We start from the raw sequence: 18244 nt of genomic DNA on the forward strand, positions 1-18244 counted from the left end.
CTCTCGGACGACCCTCTGGTAGTCGTCGAACTCGGCACGCTGCCTTCCATCCGGCAGGCGCCTGAAGGCAGCGAGGCCCTCCAGAGCGAGGCGGTAGTCCTCGCACGCGCTCCGGAAGGCCCGGTCGGCGAGGAAGAGCCGCCTGACGAGAGGGGCTTCCTCGGCAAAGGACTCGAGCGCGCATGCCAGTTCGGGGCACGGAGCAGACATTGGCCGCATGATCCTGGTCCCATCGCGTGCGCGGAGTAGGCGCCGTGGCCGCGCGGGCCGGGTAGTACGTCACCGTAAATGCGGAGCGGGCGCGCCCCGGCCAGGTATGCCCGCGACCGGCCGTTGCGGATGGCGTCCGGCCAGGGGCGGCACGAACTCGGCGGTGGTGGCGAAGCCACTTATGCGCGATAATGCTTATTGTGACATGCGACAGGATAGAGCGGGGAGAGGGACATGGCCGGCGTGGAGGCAGGCGCCGTTCGCGCTGAACTGGATCGGATCCTCGCGTCAGCCGCCTTCGACGCGTCGCCCCGGAACCGGCAATTCCTGCGCTACGTCGTCGAGGAGGCCCTGGCCGGGCGCGGCGACCGGATCAAGGCGTACACGGTGGCCACCGCGGTCTTCGGACGTCAGGCTGACTTCGACCCCCAGCTGGATTCCATCGTGCGGATCGAGGCCGGGCGGCTGCGCCGCGCGCTCGAACGCTTCTATCTGATGGCGGGGCCGGGTTCGGGCCCCAGGATAGCCATTCCGCGCGGTTGCTATGTGCCCACCTTCGAGGCCGAGGCCGATCAGCCGGCCCGCATGCCCAGGCACGTGGCGGGCCGGAGCGGGCCGGCCATCCTGCTCCGCGCCTTCGATGCGGAGGGTGACCAGTCGGCCTATCCGAACTTCACGCGCGGCTTCGAACGCCAGATCATCGTCGGGCTGACGCGCTATACGGAACTCTTTGTCTTCGGTGCGGACACCGCGCTGGCGCGCGAGGAGGGTGGGGCGCCGCTCGACCCGGACTACCTGTTGACCGGCGGGACAAGCTTCTCGGATGACCATTTCCGGGTGGACGTGCTGCTGACCGATGCCAGGACCGGCCGTTCCGTCTGGGGGGAGGCGGTCACGCGGCCGCTTGATCCCGCCGGCATCGTTGCGGCGCGCGACGAGGTTGCCGCGGCCGTCGTGCGTCACCTGGCCCAGCCCTACGGCGCGCTGTACGCGCAAAAGGCGCGGGAGGTGGAAGGCAAGCCGAGCGGCAGCCTCACCGCCTATGACTGCGTGATCCGCTTCTACCAGTATTGGCGCACCTATGACCGTGCCATGTTCGACGTGCTGCGCGGCGAGCTCGAGCGCGCGACGCAGCGGGAGCCGGGATTCGCCGATGCCTTCGCCTGTCTGGCGCTGCTGCATGTCGACGGATACCGCTACGGCTACGCAGGTCCGGGTGAGCGGCGGGACTGCCTGGGGAAGGCGCTCGCGCTGGCGCGCCGGGCGGTCGATCTCGCGCCGCTGTCGAGCCGCAGCCATCTCGCCCTGGGCATGGCCTGGTGGTTCCTGGGCGATGTGGAGAGCGCGCGCTCGTCGTTGGAGGCAGGTCTCGACCTCAATCCGAACGACACCGACATCATGGCCGAGCTGGGCCTGCGCTACGCGATTCTCGCCGATTGGGAGAAGGCCATTCCACGCATCGAAGTCTCCTACGCGCGGAATCCGGCGCAGCCCTCGACGTACCGGATCGGTCTGGCGCTTTGGCACATGTGGCATGGCCGTTTCGAGGCGGCGCTGGCCGAGGCGCGCAAGGTGGACGCGCCGGGCGTGGTCTATGGCCACGCCGTTGTGGCGGTCGCCGCCGCGGAGCTCGGCCTCGATGAGGTGGCCACCGCCGCCATCGGTGCGCTGCTGGCCGTCGATCCGGGCTACCTCTCGCGGGCCGAGGCAGACCTGGTCCAGCGCCATCTGAATCCCCGCCTGGTCCGGATGGTGGTGGACGGCCTGGCGAAGGCGGCAGCAGCCAGCGCGCCGCCGCCATTGGCCCGTACCGGCTGATCCGGGGATGGGCGCCACCGGCACGTCACCGTAACTTACCTTCCCGCGCAGCGCGATTCCGTACCGCCTTCGCGAGGGTGCCGCTATCATCGCGTCCGGAGCGGGTGATGCGCGCCGGTCGCCCGCCGGCAAGACGATGGGGAAGGCACAGCCGACATGGCACTCGATGCATCCAATCTGAGCGTCCAGGCGATCTGGGACACGATCGCGCAGAAGAAGCAGCAGGTGGAGGACGAGCGCCGGGCGGCGCAGGCGGCCGCCAAGGCGGAGCGCGACGCCCTGCACGCCGCCTTCAACGAGCGCGAGGTGCAGCCGGAGGCGCTGCAGCGCATCGCCGCGGTGGTGCGGCGGGCGGTGGAGAACGGCGAGAAGCGCGTCCAGGTGCTGCAGTTCCCGTCGGAATGGCTGCCGGATTCCGGGCGCGGCATCACGAGCCACGACCCCAACTGGCACCTGCGGCTGGAAGGCTTCCCCAGGCGCGCCTACGACTACTACCTCAAGGAGCTTCAGCCGCGCGGCTTCCAGTTGCAGGTCGAGATCGTGGACTGGCCGGGCGGCATGCCGGGTGACTGCGGCTGGTTCCTGAGCTGGAAGCATCCCGAGGAAGGCTGAGTTGGCCCGTCACGCAGGGTGAGGAGCGCGAGGTTGTCCAAGAACAACGGTAAGGACAGGAAGTCGCGGCGCGACGAGGCGGCGGCGCCGGCGGGTGCGCTGCTCCAGGCGAAGCGCAAGGCCGATGCAAAGGCGGCTTCGCCGTTCAAGCCGGACGGGAAGCTCAGCCGCAAGGCCTACGAGAAGGCGCTGTTCGACCTGCATGTCGAGCTGGTGAAGGTGCAGATGTGGGCGAAGGAGACCGGCGCGCGGGTCTGCATCGTGTTCGAAGGCCGCGACGGCGCGGGCAAGGGCGGCACCATCAAGGCGATCACCGAGCGGGTCAGCCCGCGCGTGTTCCGAGTCGTCGCCCTGCCGGCGCCGACGGAGCGCGAGAAGTCGCAGATGTACGTCCAGCGCTACATGCAGCACTTCCCCGCCGCGGGCGAGATCGTGATCTTCGATCGCTCCTGGTACAACCGCGCCGGCGTGGAACGCGTGATGGGCTTCGCGAATGACGAGCAGGTCCACTACTTCCTCAACATGGCGCCGGCCGTCGAGAAGGCCATGGTCGATGCGGGCATCATCCTGCTGAAGTACTGGCTCGAGGTCAGCATGGATGAGCAGACACGGCGGCTCGAGGCTCGGATCGACGATGGGCGGAAGCTCTGGAAGCTCTCGCCGATGGACCTGAAGTCCTACAGCCGCTGGTACGACTATTCCCGCGCGCGCGACGAGATGTTCAAGGCGACCGACTCCTCCTGGGCGCCGTGGTACGTCGTGCATTCGGACGACAAGAAGCGCGCGCGGCTGAACGTGATCCGCCACCTGCTGCACCACATCCCCTACAAGGCGCCGAAGCGCGAGAAGATCGAACTGCCGAAGCGACAGAAGGCCGGCGACTATGTAGAGCCGGACTACCCCTGGAAGGTGATCCCGGACACGGTGGGACAGCCGCCGCGCGCCGGCTGAGCCCGGGCCGGGCGGGAGGCCCGCCATGCAGGACACCGACGCGCTCCTCGCCGTGGCGGTGAGGATCTCCCTCGTCGCGTTCATGGTGGGCTCGCTGCTCGACATGGGCCTCGAACTGCGGCTGCGGGATGCGCTGGCGGGCCTTTCCAACCGGCCATTCCTGCTGCGCGCCCTCGTCTTCGGCTTCCTGGTGGGGCCGGGGCTGGCCTGGGCGATCAGCCGCGTGCTTGGGCTCCATCCCTCCTACGCCACCGGACTTCTTCTCGTCGGGCTGACGCCCTGCGCGCCCTTCCTACCGACCGTTGTCCGGCGCGCCAGGGGCGACACGCGCCATGCGGCGGCAATGATGCTGGTCGCCGCGATCGGCACCGTGGTCGTGCTGCCCGTGGCGGCGCCGCTGATCGACGAGGATCTGGCGGTCGATGCCTGGACCATCGCCAGGCCGATACTCGCCCTTGTGCTGCTGCCGCTGCTGGCGGGGATGGCGGTCTTCGCGCTGGCGCCCCGCATCGCGACGTCGCTGCATCCCTGGGCGAGGTGGCTGGGTGCCGTCGCCGCACTTGCGCTGCTGGCACTGTGCTTCGTCGTCTATGGGCGCAGCATGGCCGCGACCTTCGGGGAGCGGGTTGTCCTGGCGGAGGTCATGTTCCTCGGGCTACTCACGCTCATGGCGTATCGGTCGGGCGGTGGGCTCGCGCAGCGCGAGCGCAGCGTGCTCGGCCTCGGCATGTGCACGAGGAACCTCGGCGCGGCCTTGGCACCCTTGCTTGCCTTGGATGCGCCGGACGACCTGGCGGTGGTCGCCGTGGTGCTGGCGCTGCCCGTGCAGCTGGTCTGCGCGATCATCGCCGCGCGGGTCTTCGCCGGCAGCGCGCCGGAAGGGGAGGCGTCATGCCGGTCTGGCTGATCCCTGTGGCCTACATGATGGTCAGCATGGTGCTTGCCGCCACGCTGCCGCGGCTTGAGTACGCATTCCTGCCCCATGTCGAGATCGGCATCTCCGCCTCCTCCGCGCTTGCGGCACTGTCGGCGGTCGCCTCGGGCATGATGGCCTTGACCGGCATCGTGTTCTCGGTCGCATTCGTCCTGCTGCAGTTCAGCGCCGTGACCTACTCGCCGCGCTTCGCCACCCGCTTCGCGCGCGACCCGCTGCTGTTCCACGCTCTCGGCATCTTCTTCGCGACCTTCAGCCATGCGCTGACGGCGACTGCCTGGGTGGACCGGGAAGGGAAGGGGCAGGTGCCGATCGTCTCATGGTCGGTCTGCATCGCCCTGCTGGTGGCGAGCCTGCTCGTCTTCGCCATGCTGGTCCGGCGCCTGTCCGACCTGCAGATCGGCAACACGCTCCTCTACATCGGCGACCAGGGCCGCGCGGTGATCGCCGATAGCTTCGCTCGCGCCCATGGAAGCCAGTCCACGGCGCCTTCCCCTTCGCCCGATGCGTCGGACGGGCTGCCGAACCAGGTGGTGCGCTTCGAGGGATCGCCGCATTACGTGGAGCGCCTCAACATCCCGGCGCTGCTCGGGCTTGCGCACGGCGCGGGTGGCCGGATCGTGCTGGATTGCGCCGTCGGCGACATGGTGACGAGCGGATCGGTACTGGCGCGCGTCCATGGCGGCACGGCCGCGATCCCCGAGGCGGCCTTGCTGCGCGCGATCAGGCTGGGCCGTGAACGCACCTTCGAGCAGGACCCCAAATATCCGCTGCGGCTGCTGGTGGACATCGCGATCAAGGCGCTGTCGCCGGCCATCAACGATCCGACCACCGCCGTGCAGGCGCTCGACCAGATCGACGACCTGCTGCGGCGGCTTGCGCGGCAGAAGCTCGACATCGGCCGCGTGCGCGACGAGGACGGCGTGCTGCGCGTCGTGTTCCCGACGCCGAGCTGGGAGGACTACCTCGCGCTGGCCTTCGACGAGATTCGCATGTTCGGCATCACCTCGATCCAGGTGCTGCGGCGGCTGCGCGCGGCGCTGACCGTGCTCGAGGAAATGCTGGGCGAGGATGAGCGCGCGGGGCCTGTGCGGCGCTACCTCGCCCATGTGGACGCCGCGATCGAGGCGTCCACCCTGGATGAGCTCGACCGCGGCTCGGCCCGCAGGGAGGACCCGCAGGGGCTCGGCCTGTCGCGGACGTGAATCCGCGCGCCGCCCCTACACTTCGGTGTGCACCTGCACGTTGCCCCTGCGCACCGCCGCCTTGAGCGCGGCATGGTCGCGCTCCGCCTGGTCGGCATAGGCGAGGGCGAAGATGCCCATCGCGTCGTCGAACTGCGCGCCAGAGCCGAGATAGCCTGCGATGCCCGTCACATCCGCGCTCTTCGCATGGGCTCGGGCGAGCGCCCAGCCGCAGAGCCTGCCGTAGAGCACCATCAGCTCCGCGTCGAAGGTCTCGACCAGCGGCTTGATCTTCGCATCGCGCAGCTGCCGCACGTAGAACTGCCGGCCGTTCGGCGCCGTGACCCAGCCGAGGAACAGGTCGGAGGCCGGCTGCGTCAGGCGCTGGCCGACCACCACGCGGTGGCCGTGATGCTCATGCTGGCTCCGGCCGGCGAAGGGTTCCAGCACGGAGGCGACCGCTTCCTTGAACTGCAAGAAGAGCGGGTCGTTGGTGGCGGACATCATCAGCACGATCCAGCAGCGCCGGCCGACGCTGCCCACGCCGACCACCTTGATCGCCGCATCCACCACCCGGTAGCGGTCAAGCAGCATGCGGCGCTCCTCGCTCAGCGTCTCGCGGTAGGCGGCGAAGACCGTGTCCAGAGTCTGGCCGAATTCCTTCGCGCGCGCGCCCTCCGGGTGGAAGATCAGCGGCGGCGTGTCGCGGATCGCGGTCCGCCCGCCGACCACGCCGGCGAGCTTCGGGAATTCGAGTTCCGATCCGCTGCCATTGGCAGCCTTGGCGAGCCGCGCCTGCAACCGGTCCTGGGCCGCCTGCGGCAGCGTGTCCATGACGTCCTGCGCCGTGATGCGCGCGTACCAGACATCGAGCGGATGCATCTCGGCGTATTCGCGCAGGCGCTTGCGGTAGCTGCGCGCGCATGCGACCGCCGCCTCCTCGCCGATCTTGTCCGACAGGCGGTTGGAACGGGCGGCGAGCACGAAGGAGGTCACGAGCCGCTTCACGTCCCATTCCCAGGGCGCCGGCAGCGTCTCGTCGAAATCGTTGATGTCGAACAGGATGTTGCGCTCGGGCGTGGCGAAGCCGCCGAAATTCATGAGGTGACAGTCGCCGCAAGCCTGCACGCGGTGACCGGTCGCCGGCGTCATAGCCAGGTCGGCGGCCATGACCGCGGCGGCGCCGCGATAGAAGGCGAAGGGTGACTGCAGCATCCGTCCGTAGCGGATCGGCACGAGTTCGGGCAGGCGATCCGTGTCGGATTCCTGCAGCAGACCGATGGGGTCCTTGCGATTTGCAGGCCGCTTCCAGACGGCATGGGAACTCCGCGGGACCGTGTTGCGAAGCGCCTTTCCCGCTTCGAGCCGTTCGCCGGTTGAAGGGCCATGCGCCTGCGTCGCCCCCGGCGGCGAGACCGAAGCGTCGGCCGGCCGGGCGGGCTCGGCCGGGCGCTGCTTGGCTGCCTTGCTCATCGGTCACTCCTTCCCCTCCGCAGGGGCACAGGGCTGACAAGTGCGGCGGCGGCGCTCCATCGTCCGGCTCCGCCGAGGCAGGAGGCGGCCGCTTCGTCCATGCAGCTTCGCTTAGCGGCGGCGATTGCGCGGGAGAACGCATGTCACAGTAACTTACGTTGGTCGGGGCGACGGAGATGCCGGGCGGCGTACTCGGCCTGCTATGCTTCCGATCGTGCGCGTCGGTCGGTGCCGCGAGGCGTCCTCCTCGTCTCGCCCGCTGGAAGCCCGACCGGCCGCGCACTCCAGGAGGCTGTCCGCGATGTCCGTCTTTTCGCCGTTTCCCTGGGTGACCTACGGCCTCGACGCCTGGCAGCGCTCGGTGCTGTTCCTCGATGTGCTTCGGCAGCGCGGCAACGCCTTCCTGGAGCGCGAGGATGATCCGCTGCGGCACGTCCTGACCTTCGGCTTCGAGATGGTGATGGACGGGCGCAACCTGCCGCGGCCCGTGAACTACTGGATCGCGCGCGTGGCGCCGCCCGACGGCGCGCCGCCCACGGATCCGCTCGCCCGGCCCTTCATCGTGATCGACCCGCGCGCCGGCCACGGCCCCGGCATCGGCGGCTTCAAGGCCGACAGCGAGATCGGCGTCGCGCTCCAGGCCGGCTACCCCTGCTACTTCGTCGGCTTCCGCCCCGATCCGGAGCCCGGCCAGACGATCGAGGACGTCGTCCGTGCCATCGTCGCCTTCGTCGAGGAAGTCGGACGACTGCATGGCGACGCCGAGGGCAAGCCGGTCGCCATCGGCAACTGCCAGGCCGGCTGGGCGCTGCTGATGGCTGCGGCGATTCGGCCGGAGGCCTTCGGCCCGCTGATGGTCGCCGGCTCGCCGCTCTCCTACTGGGCGGGCGTGCCGGGCAAGGCGCCGATGCGCTACCTCGGCGGGCTGCTCGGCGGCTCCTGGCTCACGGCGATGACGGGCGACCTGGGGGGCGGCAGGTTCGACGGCGCCTGGCTGGTCAGCAACTTCGAGAGCGGCAATCCCGCCAACACATACTGGACCAAGCAGTACGAGGTCTGGGCCGATGTGGACAAGGCGGCCGACCGCTATCTCGGCTTCGAGAAGTGGTGGGGCGGGCATGTGCGCCTCAACGCCGAGGAGATGCAGTTCATCGTGGACCAGCTCTTCGTCGGCAACCGGCTGGCGACGGGCGAGCTGACCTTTTCGGACGGCACGCGCGTGGATCTGCGCGCGATCCGGTCGCCCATCATCGTGTTCTGCTCGGAGGGCGACGACATCACCCCGCCGGCGCAGGCGCTGTCCTGGGTGACGGACCTCTACGAGAACCTCGATGACCTGCGCACGCATGGGCAGACCATCGTCTACTCCGTGCATGGCAGCATCGGGCATCTGGGCATCTTCGTCTCGGGCGGCGTGGCGAAGAAGGAGCACAACGAGTTCGCCACCAACATGGACATGATCGACGTGCTGCCGCCCGGCCTCTACGAGGCGGTGCTGCACCCGGCGCAGCAGCATGCGCGGCCCGAGCTCGCCGGCAGCGAGTGGCTGGTCTCGATGGAGGCGCGCGGGTTCCAGGAGCTGGCGCAGCATGGGGGCACGGACCGCGAGGACGAGAAGCGCTTCGCCGCGGTGCGGCGCCTGTCGGAGACGAACCTCGGCCTCTACCGGCAGTTCGCCCGGCCCATGGTGCGCGCCATGGCGACGCCCCCGCTCACCTGGGCGTTCGAGCAGCTGCACCCTGCGCGCCTGTCCTACACGCTGTTCTCCGACCGCAACCCGGCGATGGCCTGGGTACGCTGGGCTGCGGAGCTTGCGCGGTCGAACCGCCAGCCGGTGACGGAGGACAATCCCGGCCGGACGGCGGAGCGGCAGGTCTCCGAAGTGATCACGCGCATGCTCGAATCCTACGGGCGGCAACGGGACGAGCTGGCCGAGCGCTTCTTCCAGGCGTTCTATGGCTCGCCGGCCGTGCAGGCGCTGACCGGTGTGGCGGCCGCAACCGCGCCGCTGCGCGCGAGGCCTGGCCAGAGTCCGGAGCATCAGCGCTTCATTGAACTGGCGACGGCGGGGCTTCGCGCGGCGATGACCGAGGGCGGCGTCCCCGAGGCGCTGATCCGCGCGCTGATCTGGGCGCGACTGCCGGCGGCAGGGGTGGACGAGCGCTCCTTCGCCGTCATCCGCCGCGTGCGCGCGGCGGTGGGGCGCGACGCCTTGTCCCTCGCCGACTTCAAGCGTGCCGTCAGGTGGCAGTTCCTCATGCTGCTGCTCGACGAGCGACGGGCGCTGGAGACCTTGTCCGACCTGCTCCCGAACGACCCGGAGGCGCGGGCCGAGGCGCTTGCGGTGGTCCGCAGCGTCGTGGAGGCGACTGGCGCGGTGCCGGATGACATCGCGCGGCGCATGCAGGAGATCGAGCGCATCTTCGTCGGGGGACCAGTCATCGGTTCCGCCAGCCTGGCCGTGCGCCGGATCCGTCCCGCCCCGCGGACCGCCTGACGCGCAGGGACGGGCGGTCGCCGGCGATGGGGCGCCCGTTCGACCTGCCCGCAAGCCTCGCGCGTGCTGCGCCGGGCAGCGCCGCGCAACCGTCCCCCGACCGGGAACAGATCGGCAAGTCGGCAGCGGTCGCCGCCATCCGCAGCTTCCTCAACTCCTTCCTGCAGCGCGAGCTGTTGAGCGAGCAAGGGCTCGCGCCGGGAGCGGAAGCGTCCTGGCCGCACGCAGCGCCGCCTGAAAAGGCAAGCGCCTCATGATCCGTTGTGTCGACGCCGCGCCGTGGCCCGCATCACCACGCGGAGGAAGGCGCGCGGCAGTGCGCGGACACGGCAGCAAGGGCGAGCCGCGCCGATGACGCGGGAGGCACCGCTCCGGCCATCCGCTAGCCGCGGCGGCGCGCGAGCGTTCTTCCCGCCGCTGCAGTGGCTCCGGGACTGTTCCCTGCCGAGCCTGCGCAGCGACCTGGTCGCGGGCGTCACGCTCGCGGCCTATGCGTTGCCTGTGGCGCTGGCCTACGCCACGCTCGTCGGCCTGCCGCAGCAGATGGGCGTCTATGGCCACATGCTTGGCGGGCTCGGCTGCGCGCTGCTCTGCTTCCTGGCCTGGGCGCTGCGGCTCAGTGTGCTGACGAAGCTGATCAGCGACAGCATCCTGATCGGCTTCAAGGCCGGCCGAAGCGCGGATGGCGATGTTCGCCTTCGTCGAAGGCTTCTACGACCCGACCAGGCGCCACTCGGCCCTGGGCTACCTCTCGCCCATCGAATACGAAGCCAGCGTCATGGTCGAGAACAACTGATCCCTACCCGCCGACCGTCCACGGAAGCGGGGTAACTCCGACTCCCGCTTCAACTCAGAGCGTCGGCACCACAAGGGCTGCGGCAAGGTTCGCCAGCCGCATCCCCGTGGCACGTCGGGCTTCAGCCCTGTCAGCGTCCGACCTGCTCTCCGCTTGTCAGCGGCCACCCCGCTCGAGATTCCAGACCACCGGGAAGCCGAAGTCGATCACGCCGCGCAATTCCCGGCGCCAGGCCGCTGGCGCGCGGAACTGGCCTGCGATCGGGAACGTCGCCTGGGCGATCGCCACACGGTTCAACTCCCCCGCGAGTTCCTTGCGCCGCGCCGGATCGCCTTCCGCCTCGAAGCGTTCGATGAGCGTGGTCATCTCCGCATCGCAGTAGCCCCAGGGCTGGTTGTTCGTGCAGTTGAAGCCCACCCCCATGTTGGACAGCGGGTCCGACATGTCGAAGCCTGTGTAGACCACCGGCACGAGGCTCCAGCCGCCCTGGTCAAGCGGCTGGCGCTGCACCCAGCGTTGCGCAATCGAGGACCAGTCGGACCCCTGCACATCGAGGTTGAAGCCTGCGCGCTTCAGCCGGTCGATCAGCACCAGGCCGAAGGGATTCAGCAACGCAGAGTCCAGCGGATGCAGCAGCACCACGCGCTCGTTGTTGTAGCCCGCCTCCCGCAGCAGCGCCCGCGCGCGATCGAGGCTCGGGTCGGCGATCGGCTCGCTGCCACGATTGGTCTCGAACGGCGTGCCGCACATGAACATCGAGGCGCAGTCGGGCCTGCCAAGTTCGGCGAAGCCGGCGCCGGCAAGGATCTCCCGGCGGTCGAGGCATTGCTGCACCGCGCGGCGCACCAGCACCTTGTCGAAGGGCGGCTGGTAGTGATTGATGCTGACGCCGTAGAGCATCTCCGCGATGCCGCTGGCCTCGGAGATCACGATGTTCCGGTCGCGCCGGAACAGCGGCAGGTTGTCCACCGGCGCGTATTCCAGGTAGTCCACCTCGCCCTGCTGCAGCGAGGCGGCGCGGAGCGCGATGTCGGGCATGGTGATCATCTCCACGCGCTCCACCTTCGGCACCTTGCCGCCGGCAAGCCCGTCCGCCGGCTCGTCGCGCGGCACGTAGCGCTCGTTCTTCCGGAAGAAGGTGCGCTCGCCCGGGATCCACTGGTCGCGCAGGAACACGAAGGGGCCCGATCCCATGATCTCGCGCACGGGCTGGGTCGGCGGCGTCGCGCTGGCGATGCGCGCCGGCATGATGAAGGGCGTGTGCACGGAGGGCTTGCCCAGCGCCTCGATCACGCCGCCATAGGGCCGCGAGAGTCGCAGCACGAAACCGTCGCTGCCGGCGGTGGTGAGCTCCGCCGTGGCGGCCATCAGGCGGCGCCCGATGGAATCGCGCGCGCCCCAGCGCTTCAGCGAGGCGACCACGTCCTCCGACGTCACCGGCGCACCGTCATGAAAGGCGAGGCCGGGGCGCAGGCGGAAGGTCCAGGTGAGGCGGTCCGCGCTGACGTCCCAGCCCTGCAGCATCTGCGGGCGATACCCGCCCTTCATGTCCATGCCGACCAGGTTGTCGAAGACCAGGTAGCCGAAGTTGCGCGTCACGAAGGACGGGCTGGAGATCGGGTCCAGGTTCTGCAGCCCGACATTCACGACGAAGCGGAAGGGTCGCTCGCGCGACTGCGCGAGGGGAATGCGCGGCGCGGCGAGCAGCGCGGCACCGGCGGCAAGGCCTTGTCGGCGGGTGAGCATCATCGGCGTTTCTCCTCGGTTCTCAGCGTTGCGTGGCGACCCAGGCCTCGGCGACCTGGGAGCAGGTGGCGAACCAGACGCCGTCGAAGCCACGCATGAAGGCGATCATCTCGCGCAGCAGCGCGATTCGGCTCGGGCGGCCGCTGACCTGGGGGTGCATGACGAGGTTGAAGTAGCCGCCCCAGCGATGGATCTCGCGGAACTCCTCCTGCCACACCTCGCGGATGTGGCTGTTGGTGAAGATCGGCCGCGGCGACTTGATGGAGAACAGGGCGAAGGGCGCATCGTCCAGGCTCCAGTGCCAGGGCAGCTCGACGACATTCGCGCCATCCGGTGTGGAGATCCGGTAGGGATTGATCTCCGACATCATCGAGCTGTCGTAGAGGAAGCCGTGCTTGGCCAGCAGGCGGATGGTGTTGTCGCTGGTCTCCCCGGCGGGCGAGCGATAGCCCTTCGGCACCACGCCCAGAACGCGCTTCAGCGACTCCAGCCCGCGCTCCATCTCCTCCGTCTCCTTCTCGGGGAAGGCAGGGTCGATCCAGGCGTGGGAGTAGCTGTGGTGGCCGATCTCGTGACCGTCGCGAAGGATCATCTCCGCGCGGTCGGCGTGGTTCTCCACGGTCCAGCCGGGGATGAAGAAGGTGCCGGGCACGCCGGCATCCTGCAGCGTCTCCAGGATCTTCGGCACGCCGACGCGCGCGCCGTATGTGCCCTGGCTGAGCGTTCCGGGACGCTGCGCATTCGCCGGATCGCGTGAGAGCCAGAGCGTCTCCGCGTCGAAGTCGAAGGTCAGCGTCACCGCGATGCGCGCCCCATCGGGCCACTTCACGCTCATGTCCATGCGTTCTTCTCCACTCTCATTCCGGCGGCGGATGGCGGGCTGCGAGCCAACCACCATCCACGGCGATCACCTGGCCAGCCACGTAGGAGGCATCCTCGGATGCCAGGAAGGCGACGACGGAGGCGACCTCCTGCGGCCTGCCGGCGCGACGCAGCGGCGTCGGGTCCAGCACCGCGCGGCGGTAGTACGGGTTGCGCAGATGGCCTTCTGTCATCGCCGTCTCGATCACGCCGGGGGCGACGGCATTCACCGTGATGCCCTGCGGCGCGAGCTCGCCGGCGAGCTGGCGGGTGAACTGCGCGACGCCCGCCTTCGCCACGGCATAGGCTGTGGTGCCGGGATGGCCCGCGATGCCGAAGATCGAGCTGACATTGATGATCCGCCCGCCCGGGCGCGGGAGGTGCGGCATCACGTCGCGCGTGACACGCAGCACCGCGGCGAGGTTCACGTCGAGGAAGCGGTCGATCAGATCGTCGTCGGACTCCGCCAGCGCCCGCGAACCGCCGATGCCGGCATTGTTCACCAGCACGTCGATGCCGCCGAAGGCATCGAGCGCGGCCTGCGCGATCGTCTGGCCTGCTCCGGGCGATGCGACATCCTGCGGCAACGGCCTTGCACCGAGGCGCGCTGCCGTCTCGGCCACCGCTTCCTCGCGATCCACCAGCAGCAGGCGCGCGCCGTCGGCGGCGAGGCGGGCGGCGATGGCGGCGCCTATCCCGCGCGCCGCGCCCGTGACGATGGCGACGCGGCCCGCCAGGTCAGGCAAGCCGCCCACCATCCACGGGCAGCGCGATGCCGGTGAGATAGGAGGCTTCGTCGCTCAGCAGGAACAGCACCGCCGCGGCAACCTCGGCGGGCGTGCCGAAGCGGCCCATCGGGTTGCGCGTGCGCGTGTATTCCTCGCGGGCTGAAGCCGCATCGCCGGCTTGCGCAAAGCTGTCTCGCAACATCGGCGTCTCGATCGGACCTGGGCAGACGGTGTTGGCGCGCACGCCTTTGCCGACATGGCCGGCGGCGAGGCTGCGCGTCATCAGCACCACCGCGCCCTTGCTCGCGGAATAGGCGGGGAAGACGGCATTGCCGGCGAGGCCGGCGCCGGAGGCGATGGTCACCACGGCACCACCGCCCGCCGCCTCCATCCGCGGCACCACATGCTTGAGCGCGAGCCAGGTGCCCTTCACGTTGACGGCGAACAGGCGATCCCATGCGGCTTCGCTCACTTCCGTCAGCGGCAAGGTGGGGCCGAGGATGCCGGCAGCGGTGACCAGCAGCGTGACGGAACCCAGGCGGTCCAGGGCGGCTGCTGCCCGGGCCATGTCCGCCTCCACGGAGACGTCGACGACGAGGCCCTCGGCCCCCGGGCAGAGTCGGACAACGTCCGACAACGCCGTCTCATTCCTGTCGAGAAGCAGAAGCCGCGCACCCTCGGCGGCGAGCCGCACGGCCACTTCACGGCCGAGCCCGGATGCAGCGCCGGTGACAACTCCAACACGGCCGACGAAGCGATCAGCTCGTGCCATCCGCCCCTCCGACTTCGCGGCGCACCGGGCCGCGAGTTTCTGCTTCGCGCTGACGATGCGAACGCTACGCACGACCCGACGTGCTGTCAAACAGCCTCTCTACGTCAACGTGCTGGACTCATGGTCACAGCCGCGGCCGGATACGGGGAAGCCGCGCGGATGCCGGATGATGCGTGGCGAAAAGGGATCTGGCGGATGGTCTGCTGCATGCCGGCGGCGGAGGTGGCCTGGGTGAGGGTCGCTTCCGTCCGCGCCGCGCGAGCGCGCGAGATAGCCGTCGGATCCGTGCGGAACTTGACGGTCCGCCACGGCAGATCCTACCGTCCGATCAGCGCACGTGACGCGCGCAATCCGCAAAGACCTTGCGCCTCCACGCTCTTGCGCCAAGGCCGGCGCGGGCGGAGGGAACAGGGTGAGACTGCCGCCGCGCTACCATGAGGCGATCGACCTTCACGCGCTGTGCGAGGAGTTCCCGCCCGCACCGGAGTTCTTCGACACCGTCTGGCGTCTGTCCGAGGATGCGTTGCGCGCCCGGCAGGAGGCAGCGTTCCGGCGCCAGATCGCCCGCGCCTGGGAGGTGCCCTTCTACCGACGGCGCTGGTCCGCCGCGGGGCTGGAGCCCGGCGACATAAAGGGGCTCGACGACCTCGGCCGGATCCCGACTTTCTCGGTTCACGACATGCGCGAGAGCCTGGCGCGGGATGCTCTCTGGCCCGACTACATGGGCGTGGACCCGGAAGCCGACGATCCGATCCCGCTGGTGTTCCAGACCTCGGGCGGCACCACCGGCCTGCCGCGGCCGATGATGTTCGCGCCGCGCGACCGCGAGGTGATGAACATCGTGAGCGGCCGGCGCCTGTGGATGCAGGGGGTGCGGCCCTTCGACCGCGTGCAGGTGATGCTCTCGCTCGGCCTGCCGAATGGCGGGATCCTGATGCGCGAGGGTATCCAGAAATACACCGGCGCGGTGCCGATCATGACCGGCGCGGGATCGCAGACGCCGACGCGCCGGCAGATCGAGCTGATGCGCGCCTGGCGCACCACGCACCTCATCGGCTTCCCCGCCTATCTCCGCCATGTCGCGCTGGTGGCGCGCGACGAGCTGGGCCTGGATCCGCGCGAGTTCGGGCTGCGCGGGCTGATCAGCCATCTCGGCGTCGAGGACCGCGGCGCGCTGGAAGCGCTGTGGGGCGCGCCGGCCTACGACACCTACGGCATGAACGAGTTCGGCTCGGTCGCCTGCGACTGCGCCGAGCGGAACGGCATGCACGTCTTCGAGGACTGCTTCGCCGTCGAGGTGCTGGCCGAGGCGGCGGATGGCGCGCGGCGTCCGGCAGCGCCCGGCGAGACAGGCAGCGTGATCGTCACCACGCTGTTCCGCCACATCGCCCCGATGATCCGCTTCGACACCAACGACATCTCCGCCTTCATGCCCGGGCGCTGCGCCTGCGGCGCCACGCATCGGCGGCTGGACGGCATCCGCGGGCGCGCCGACGGCATGGTGAAGCTCCGCGGCGTCAACGTCTTCCCGGAAGCCGTCGGCGCGCTTGTCGCCGCAGATCCGCGCGCCAGCGGCGAGTTCATCTGCGTCGTCGAGCCCGGCGAGCGCATGACGGTGCGCGCCGAGATGCACGACGCGAGCGTGGACGACACGGCCTTCGCCGCGGCGCTGCGCCAGAGGCTGAAGGAGGCGCTCTCCGTGACGCTGGAGGTGGAGGTCGTGCCGCGTGGCAGCCTCGCACCGCTCACCGGCCTCGACAGCACGTCCAAGATCCGGCGCCTGCTCGACCTGCGGACATCATCATGAGCGGAAGCTTCATGCGTATCCTCGACTGCCATTCGCACTGGGGAACCGAGCGCGGCTATCTGTTCCGCACGCCGGAGGCCCTGGCGCGGCAGGAAGCGATATGGCGCACCAAGGTGGAGTATTTCACCGAGGACGGCATGTGCGACGAGTTCGTGCGGCACGACACCCGCGCCATTCTGGACCTTTCCTATCCGAAGTTCTGGCCGATCGAACGCATGCGGGAGGAGCACGACTACGCCTTCGACCTGGCGCGTCGTCGTCCGGACGCCATCGCCGGTCATTGGCTGCAGTTCGATCCTCGCCGCGCCTATGAGTCGATCAAGGAGTTCGAACGCGCGCTCGGCGCGGGCGCCGGCTTCGTCGGGCTTTGCGTGAACGGGCAGGTCACGGGCGTCCCGCCCAGCGATCCGCGCTGGGACGTGTTCTATCAGGCGGCGCAGGCGGCAGGCACGCCGGTGATGATCCTCACCGGCCTGACCGGCATCGGCCAGGGCCTGCCGGGCGGCGACGGTATCGAGCTCGACAACGGGCATCCGCGGCACATCGACCATGTTGCGGCGCGCTATCCCGGACTGCGGATCCTCGCGGCTCGTCCGGCCTGGCCATGGCAGGACGAGATGCTGGCCGTGCTGCTGCACAAGCCGAATGTGTCTTATGAGCTGCATGGCTGGGGGCCGCGCCGCTACAGCCCGGAGTTGCGCAAGGCGATCGCCACTTGGCTGCAGGATCGCGTCATGTTCGGCTGCGACTTCCCGGTCCTGCGCCACGCGAAGCTGATCGAGGACTGGCAGCGCATGGGCTTCGAAGAGGAGATCCTCGCCAAGGTCCTGCACCGCAATGCCGAGCGCTACTTCGGTCTGGGAGAGGAAACGCGATGAAGAACGCACTGACGCGCCGTGCCGCGCTGCTGGCGCCAGTGGTCGCCGGGATCCTGCCCGCTCCCGCCTCTGCGCAAGGGGCCTTCCCCAGCCGGCAGGTGCAGATCGTGGTTCCGTTCCCGCCGGGCGGCGCGACGGATCTGATGGCGCGGCTGCTGACCGAACCCATGGCGCGGGACCTCGGCCAGCCCGTCATCGTGGAGAACCGCGCAGGCGCCACCGGCGCGATCGGCGCAACAGCCGTGGCCCGCGCGACGCCGGACGGCCACACGATCCTGATGGGCACGGCCAGCGTGAACTCCGTGCTGCCGGCGGTGCGCCCCGATGTCGGCTACGACACGCTCACCGACTTCGCGCCCGTCGTGCTGGTTGCGAGCTTTCCGAACATGCTGGTGGTCTATCCGGACGTTCCGGCGCGCACCGTGCAGGAGTTGATCGCGCTGCTGCGCGCGCGCCCCGATCAGCTGACCTTCGCGAGCAGCGGCATCGGGTCCTCGATCCACCTGGCGGGCGAGCTGTTCAAGCTGATGACCGGCACGCAGATGACTCATGTGCCCTATCGCGGCAGCGCGCCCGCTGTGACCGATCTGCTCGCCGGCCGCGTCAGCATGATGTTCGACAACATGACGACGGTGTGGCCGCATGTGCAGCGTGGCGCATTGCGGGCGCTCGGCGTCACCAGCGCCGGACGTTCCTCGCTTGCGCCCGAAGTGCCGGCGATCGCCGAGGTGCTGCCGGGCTACGAGGCCACCTCCTGGGTCGGGCTGATGGCGCCAGGGCGCACGCCGGAGGCGGCGGTGGCGAAGCTGGCGCAGACGGCCGGCGCCGCCTTGGCTCTGCCCGCCGTCCGGCAGCGCATGACGGAGCTCGGCGCCGAGCCCGGCGGCGGCGGCCCCGCCGAGTTCGCGCGCTTCCTGCGGGACGACGTGGAGAAGTGGAAGCGCGTGGTGCGGGATGCCGGCGTGAAGCCGACGTAG

Annotated in this window: 15 protein-coding genes and 1 pseudogene; 11 read left to right on the forward strand and 5 right to left on the reverse strand. The window is 69.7% G+C overall.

The window, feature by feature from the left end:
• Window positions 1–444 precede the first annotated feature (444 nt).
• From DFH01_RS12775 to DFH01_RS12795, 5 genes are all read left to right on the forward strand, one after another.
• Window positions 445–2028 (forward strand): tetratricopeptide repeat protein, encoded by a 1584-nt coding sequence (locus DFH01_RS12775; RefSeq protein WP_109870871.1) that lies wholly within the window; start codon window positions 445–447, stop codon window positions 2026–2028.
• Window positions 2029–2184: 156 nt separating this feature from the next.
• Window positions 2185–2640, forward strand: a complete 456-nt coding sequence (locus tag DFH01_RS12780; RefSeq protein WP_109870872.1) for a hypothetical protein — start codon at window positions 2185–2187, stop codon at window positions 2638–2640.
• A gap of 33 nt (window positions 2641–2673) precedes the next feature.
• A complete protein-coding gene (gene ppk2 / locus DFH01_RS12785; protein ID WP_233256091.1) occupies window positions 2674–3591 on the forward strand; it encodes a polyphosphate kinase 2 in 918 nt (305 codons plus the stop codon).
• 25 nt (window positions 3592–3616) lie between these two features.
• The gene (locus tag DFH01_RS12790; protein WP_109870873.1) at window positions 3617–4498 is read left to right on the forward strand and encodes a hypothetical protein; all 882 of its coding nucleotides are present in this window, start codon (window positions 3617–3619) and stop codon (window positions 4496–4498) included.
• Window positions 4483–5730: a DUF2254 domain-containing protein gene (locus tag DFH01_RS12795; protein WP_109870874.1), complete on the forward strand. Its 1248-nt coding sequence runs from the start codon at window positions 4483–4485 to the stop codon at window positions 5728–5730. Before DFH01_RS12790 ends, DFH01_RS12795 begins: the two co-directional genes overlap by 16 nt.
• Window positions 5731–5745: 15 nt before the next feature.
• On the opposite strand, the gene DFH01_RS12800 is transcribed toward DFH01_RS12795, so the two are convergent.
• Entirely contained in the window at window positions 5746–7182 is a 1437-nt protein-coding gene (locus DFH01_RS12800; RefSeq protein ID WP_109870875.1) for a DUF2252 domain-containing protein, read from the reverse strand.
• A gap of 301 nt (window positions 7183–7483) precedes the next feature.
• Here DFH01_RS12800 and DFH01_RS12805 point away from each other — a divergent pair, with 301 nt between their 5' ends.
• The 3 genes and pseudogenes from DFH01_RS12805 to DFH01_RS29140 form a co-directional block, all read left to right on the forward strand.
• On the forward strand, window positions 7484–9679 hold the full coding sequence (locus DFH01_RS12805; RefSeq protein ID WP_158287742.1) for a DUF3141 domain-containing protein: 2196 nt from the start codon (window positions 7484–7486) through the stop codon (window positions 9677–9679).
• 26 nt (window positions 9680–9705) lie between these two features.
• Window positions 9706–9936, forward strand: a complete 231-nt coding sequence (locus DFH01_RS27815) for a DUF1622 domain-containing protein (protein WP_146217052.1) — start codon at window positions 9706–9708, stop codon at window positions 9934–9936.
• A gap of 94 nt (window positions 9937–10030) precedes the next feature.
• A pseudogene (locus DFH01_RS29140) lies at window positions 10031–10255 on the forward strand (SulP family inorganic anion transporter); the annotation flags it as partial.
• 376 nt (window positions 10256–10631) lie between these two features.
• Here the strand turns inward: DFH01_RS29140 and DFH01_RS12815 are convergent.
• Genes DFH01_RS12815 through DFH01_RS12830 form a run of 4 tightly spaced genes read right to left on the reverse strand, consistent with a single transcriptional unit; the run spans window position 10632 to window position 14582 of the window.
• Window positions 10632–12224 (reverse strand): ABC transporter substrate-binding protein, encoded by a 1593-nt coding sequence (locus tag DFH01_RS12815; protein WP_109870878.1) that lies wholly within the window; start codon window positions 12222–12224, stop codon window positions 10632–10634.
• A 19-nt stretch (window positions 12225–12243) separates the two neighbouring features.
• Window positions 12244–13062, reverse strand: coding sequence for a polysaccharide deacetylase family protein (locus DFH01_RS12820; protein ID WP_109870879.1), 819 nt, complete (start codon window positions 13060–13062; stop codon window positions 12244–12246).
• A 16-nt stretch (window positions 13063–13078) separates the two neighbouring features.
• The gene (locus tag DFH01_RS12825; protein WP_233256092.1) at window positions 13079–13828 is read right to left on the reverse strand and encodes an SDR family NAD(P)-dependent oxidoreductase; all 750 of its coding nucleotides are present in this window, start codon (window positions 13826–13828) and stop codon (window positions 13079–13081) included.
• Window positions 13821–14582: an SDR family NAD(P)-dependent oxidoreductase gene (locus tag DFH01_RS12830; protein WP_109870881.1), complete on the reverse strand. Its 762-nt coding sequence runs from the start codon at window positions 14580–14582 to the stop codon at window positions 13821–13823. Before DFH01_RS12830 ends, DFH01_RS12825 begins: the two co-directional genes overlap by 8 nt.
• A gap of 412 nt (window positions 14583–14994) precedes the next feature.
• Here DFH01_RS12830 and DFH01_RS12835 point away from each other — a divergent pair, with 412 nt between their 5' ends.
• From DFH01_RS12835 to DFH01_RS12845, 3 genes are read left to right on the forward strand one after another with little or no spacing between them, the layout of a single operon-like run.
• On the forward strand, window positions 14995–16389 hold the full coding sequence (locus DFH01_RS12835; RefSeq protein ID WP_109870882.1) for a phenylacetate--CoA ligase family protein: 1395 nt from the start codon (window positions 14995–14997) through the stop codon (window positions 16387–16389).
• Complete coding sequence (locus tag DFH01_RS12840) at window positions 16386–17267, forward strand: amidohydrolase family protein (protein WP_109870883.1); 882 nt, start codon at window positions 16386–16388, stop codon at window positions 17265–17267. Before DFH01_RS12835 ends, DFH01_RS12840 begins: the two co-directional genes overlap by 4 nt.
• Window positions 17264–18244 (forward strand): Bug family tripartite tricarboxylate transporter substrate binding protein, encoded by a 981-nt coding sequence (locus DFH01_RS12845; RefSeq protein WP_109870884.1) that lies wholly within the window; start codon window positions 17264–17266, stop codon window positions 18242–18244. The genes DFH01_RS12840 and DFH01_RS12845 overlap by 4 nt, the downstream gene beginning before the upstream one ends.

It is taken from the genome of Falsiroseomonas bella (genome assembly GCF_003173615.1).
Lineage (GTDB): Bacteria > Pseudomonadota > Alphaproteobacteria > Acetobacterales > Acetobacteraceae > Falsiroseomonas > Falsiroseomonas bella.

What these genes read in the sequence shown, in the direction of transcription:
- DFH01_RS12840 (WP_109870883.1), top strand. Translation starts at nt 16,386, where the DNA reads ATGAGCGGAAGCTTCATGCGTATCCTCGACTGCCATTCGCACTGGGGA.
- DFH01_RS12815 (WP_109870878.1), bottom strand. Translation starts at nt 12,224, where the DNA reads ATGATGCTCACCCGCCGACAAGGCCTTGCCGCCGGTGCCGCGCTGCTC.
- DFH01_RS12805 (WP_158287742.1), top strand. Translation starts at nt 7,484, where the DNA reads ATGTCCGTCTTTTCGCCGTTTCCCTGGGTGACCTACGGCCTCGACGCC.
- DFH01_RS12820 (WP_109870879.1), bottom strand. Translation starts at nt 13,062, where the DNA reads ATGGACATGAGCGTGAAGTGGCCCGATGGGGCGCGCATCGCGGTGACG.
- DFH01_RS12780 (WP_109870872.1), top strand. Translation starts at nt 2,185, where the DNA reads ATGGCACTCGATGCATCCAATCTGAGCGTCCAGGCGATCTGGGACACG.
- DFH01_RS27815 (WP_146217052.1), top strand. Translation starts at nt 9,706, where the DNA reads ATGGGGCGCCCGTTCGACCTGCCCGCAAGCCTCGCGCGTGCTGCGCCG.
- DFH01_RS12790 (WP_109870873.1), top strand. Translation starts at nt 3,617, where the DNA reads ATGCAGGACACCGACGCGCTCCTCGCCGTGGCGGTGAGGATCTCCCTC.
- DFH01_RS12795 (WP_109870874.1), top strand. Translation starts at nt 4,483, where the DNA reads ATGCCGGTCTGGCTGATCCCTGTGGCCTACATGATGGTCAGCATGGTG.
- DFH01_RS12830 (WP_109870881.1), bottom strand. Translation starts at nt 14,582, where the DNA reads ATGGCACGAGCTGATCGCTTCGTCGGCCGTGTTGGAGTTGTCACCGGC.
- DFH01_RS12845 (WP_109870884.1), top strand. Translation starts at nt 17,264, where the DNA reads ATGAAGAACGCACTGACGCGCCGTGCCGCGCTGCTGGCGCCAGTGGTC.
- DFH01_RS12775 (WP_109870871.1), top strand. Translation starts at nt 445, where the DNA reads ATGGCCGGCGTGGAGGCAGGCGCCGTTCGCGCTGAACTGGATCGGATC.
- DFH01_RS12800 (WP_109870875.1), bottom strand. Translation starts at nt 7,182, where the DNA reads ATGAGCAAGGCAGCCAAGCAGCGCCCGGCCGAGCCCGCCCGGCCGGCC.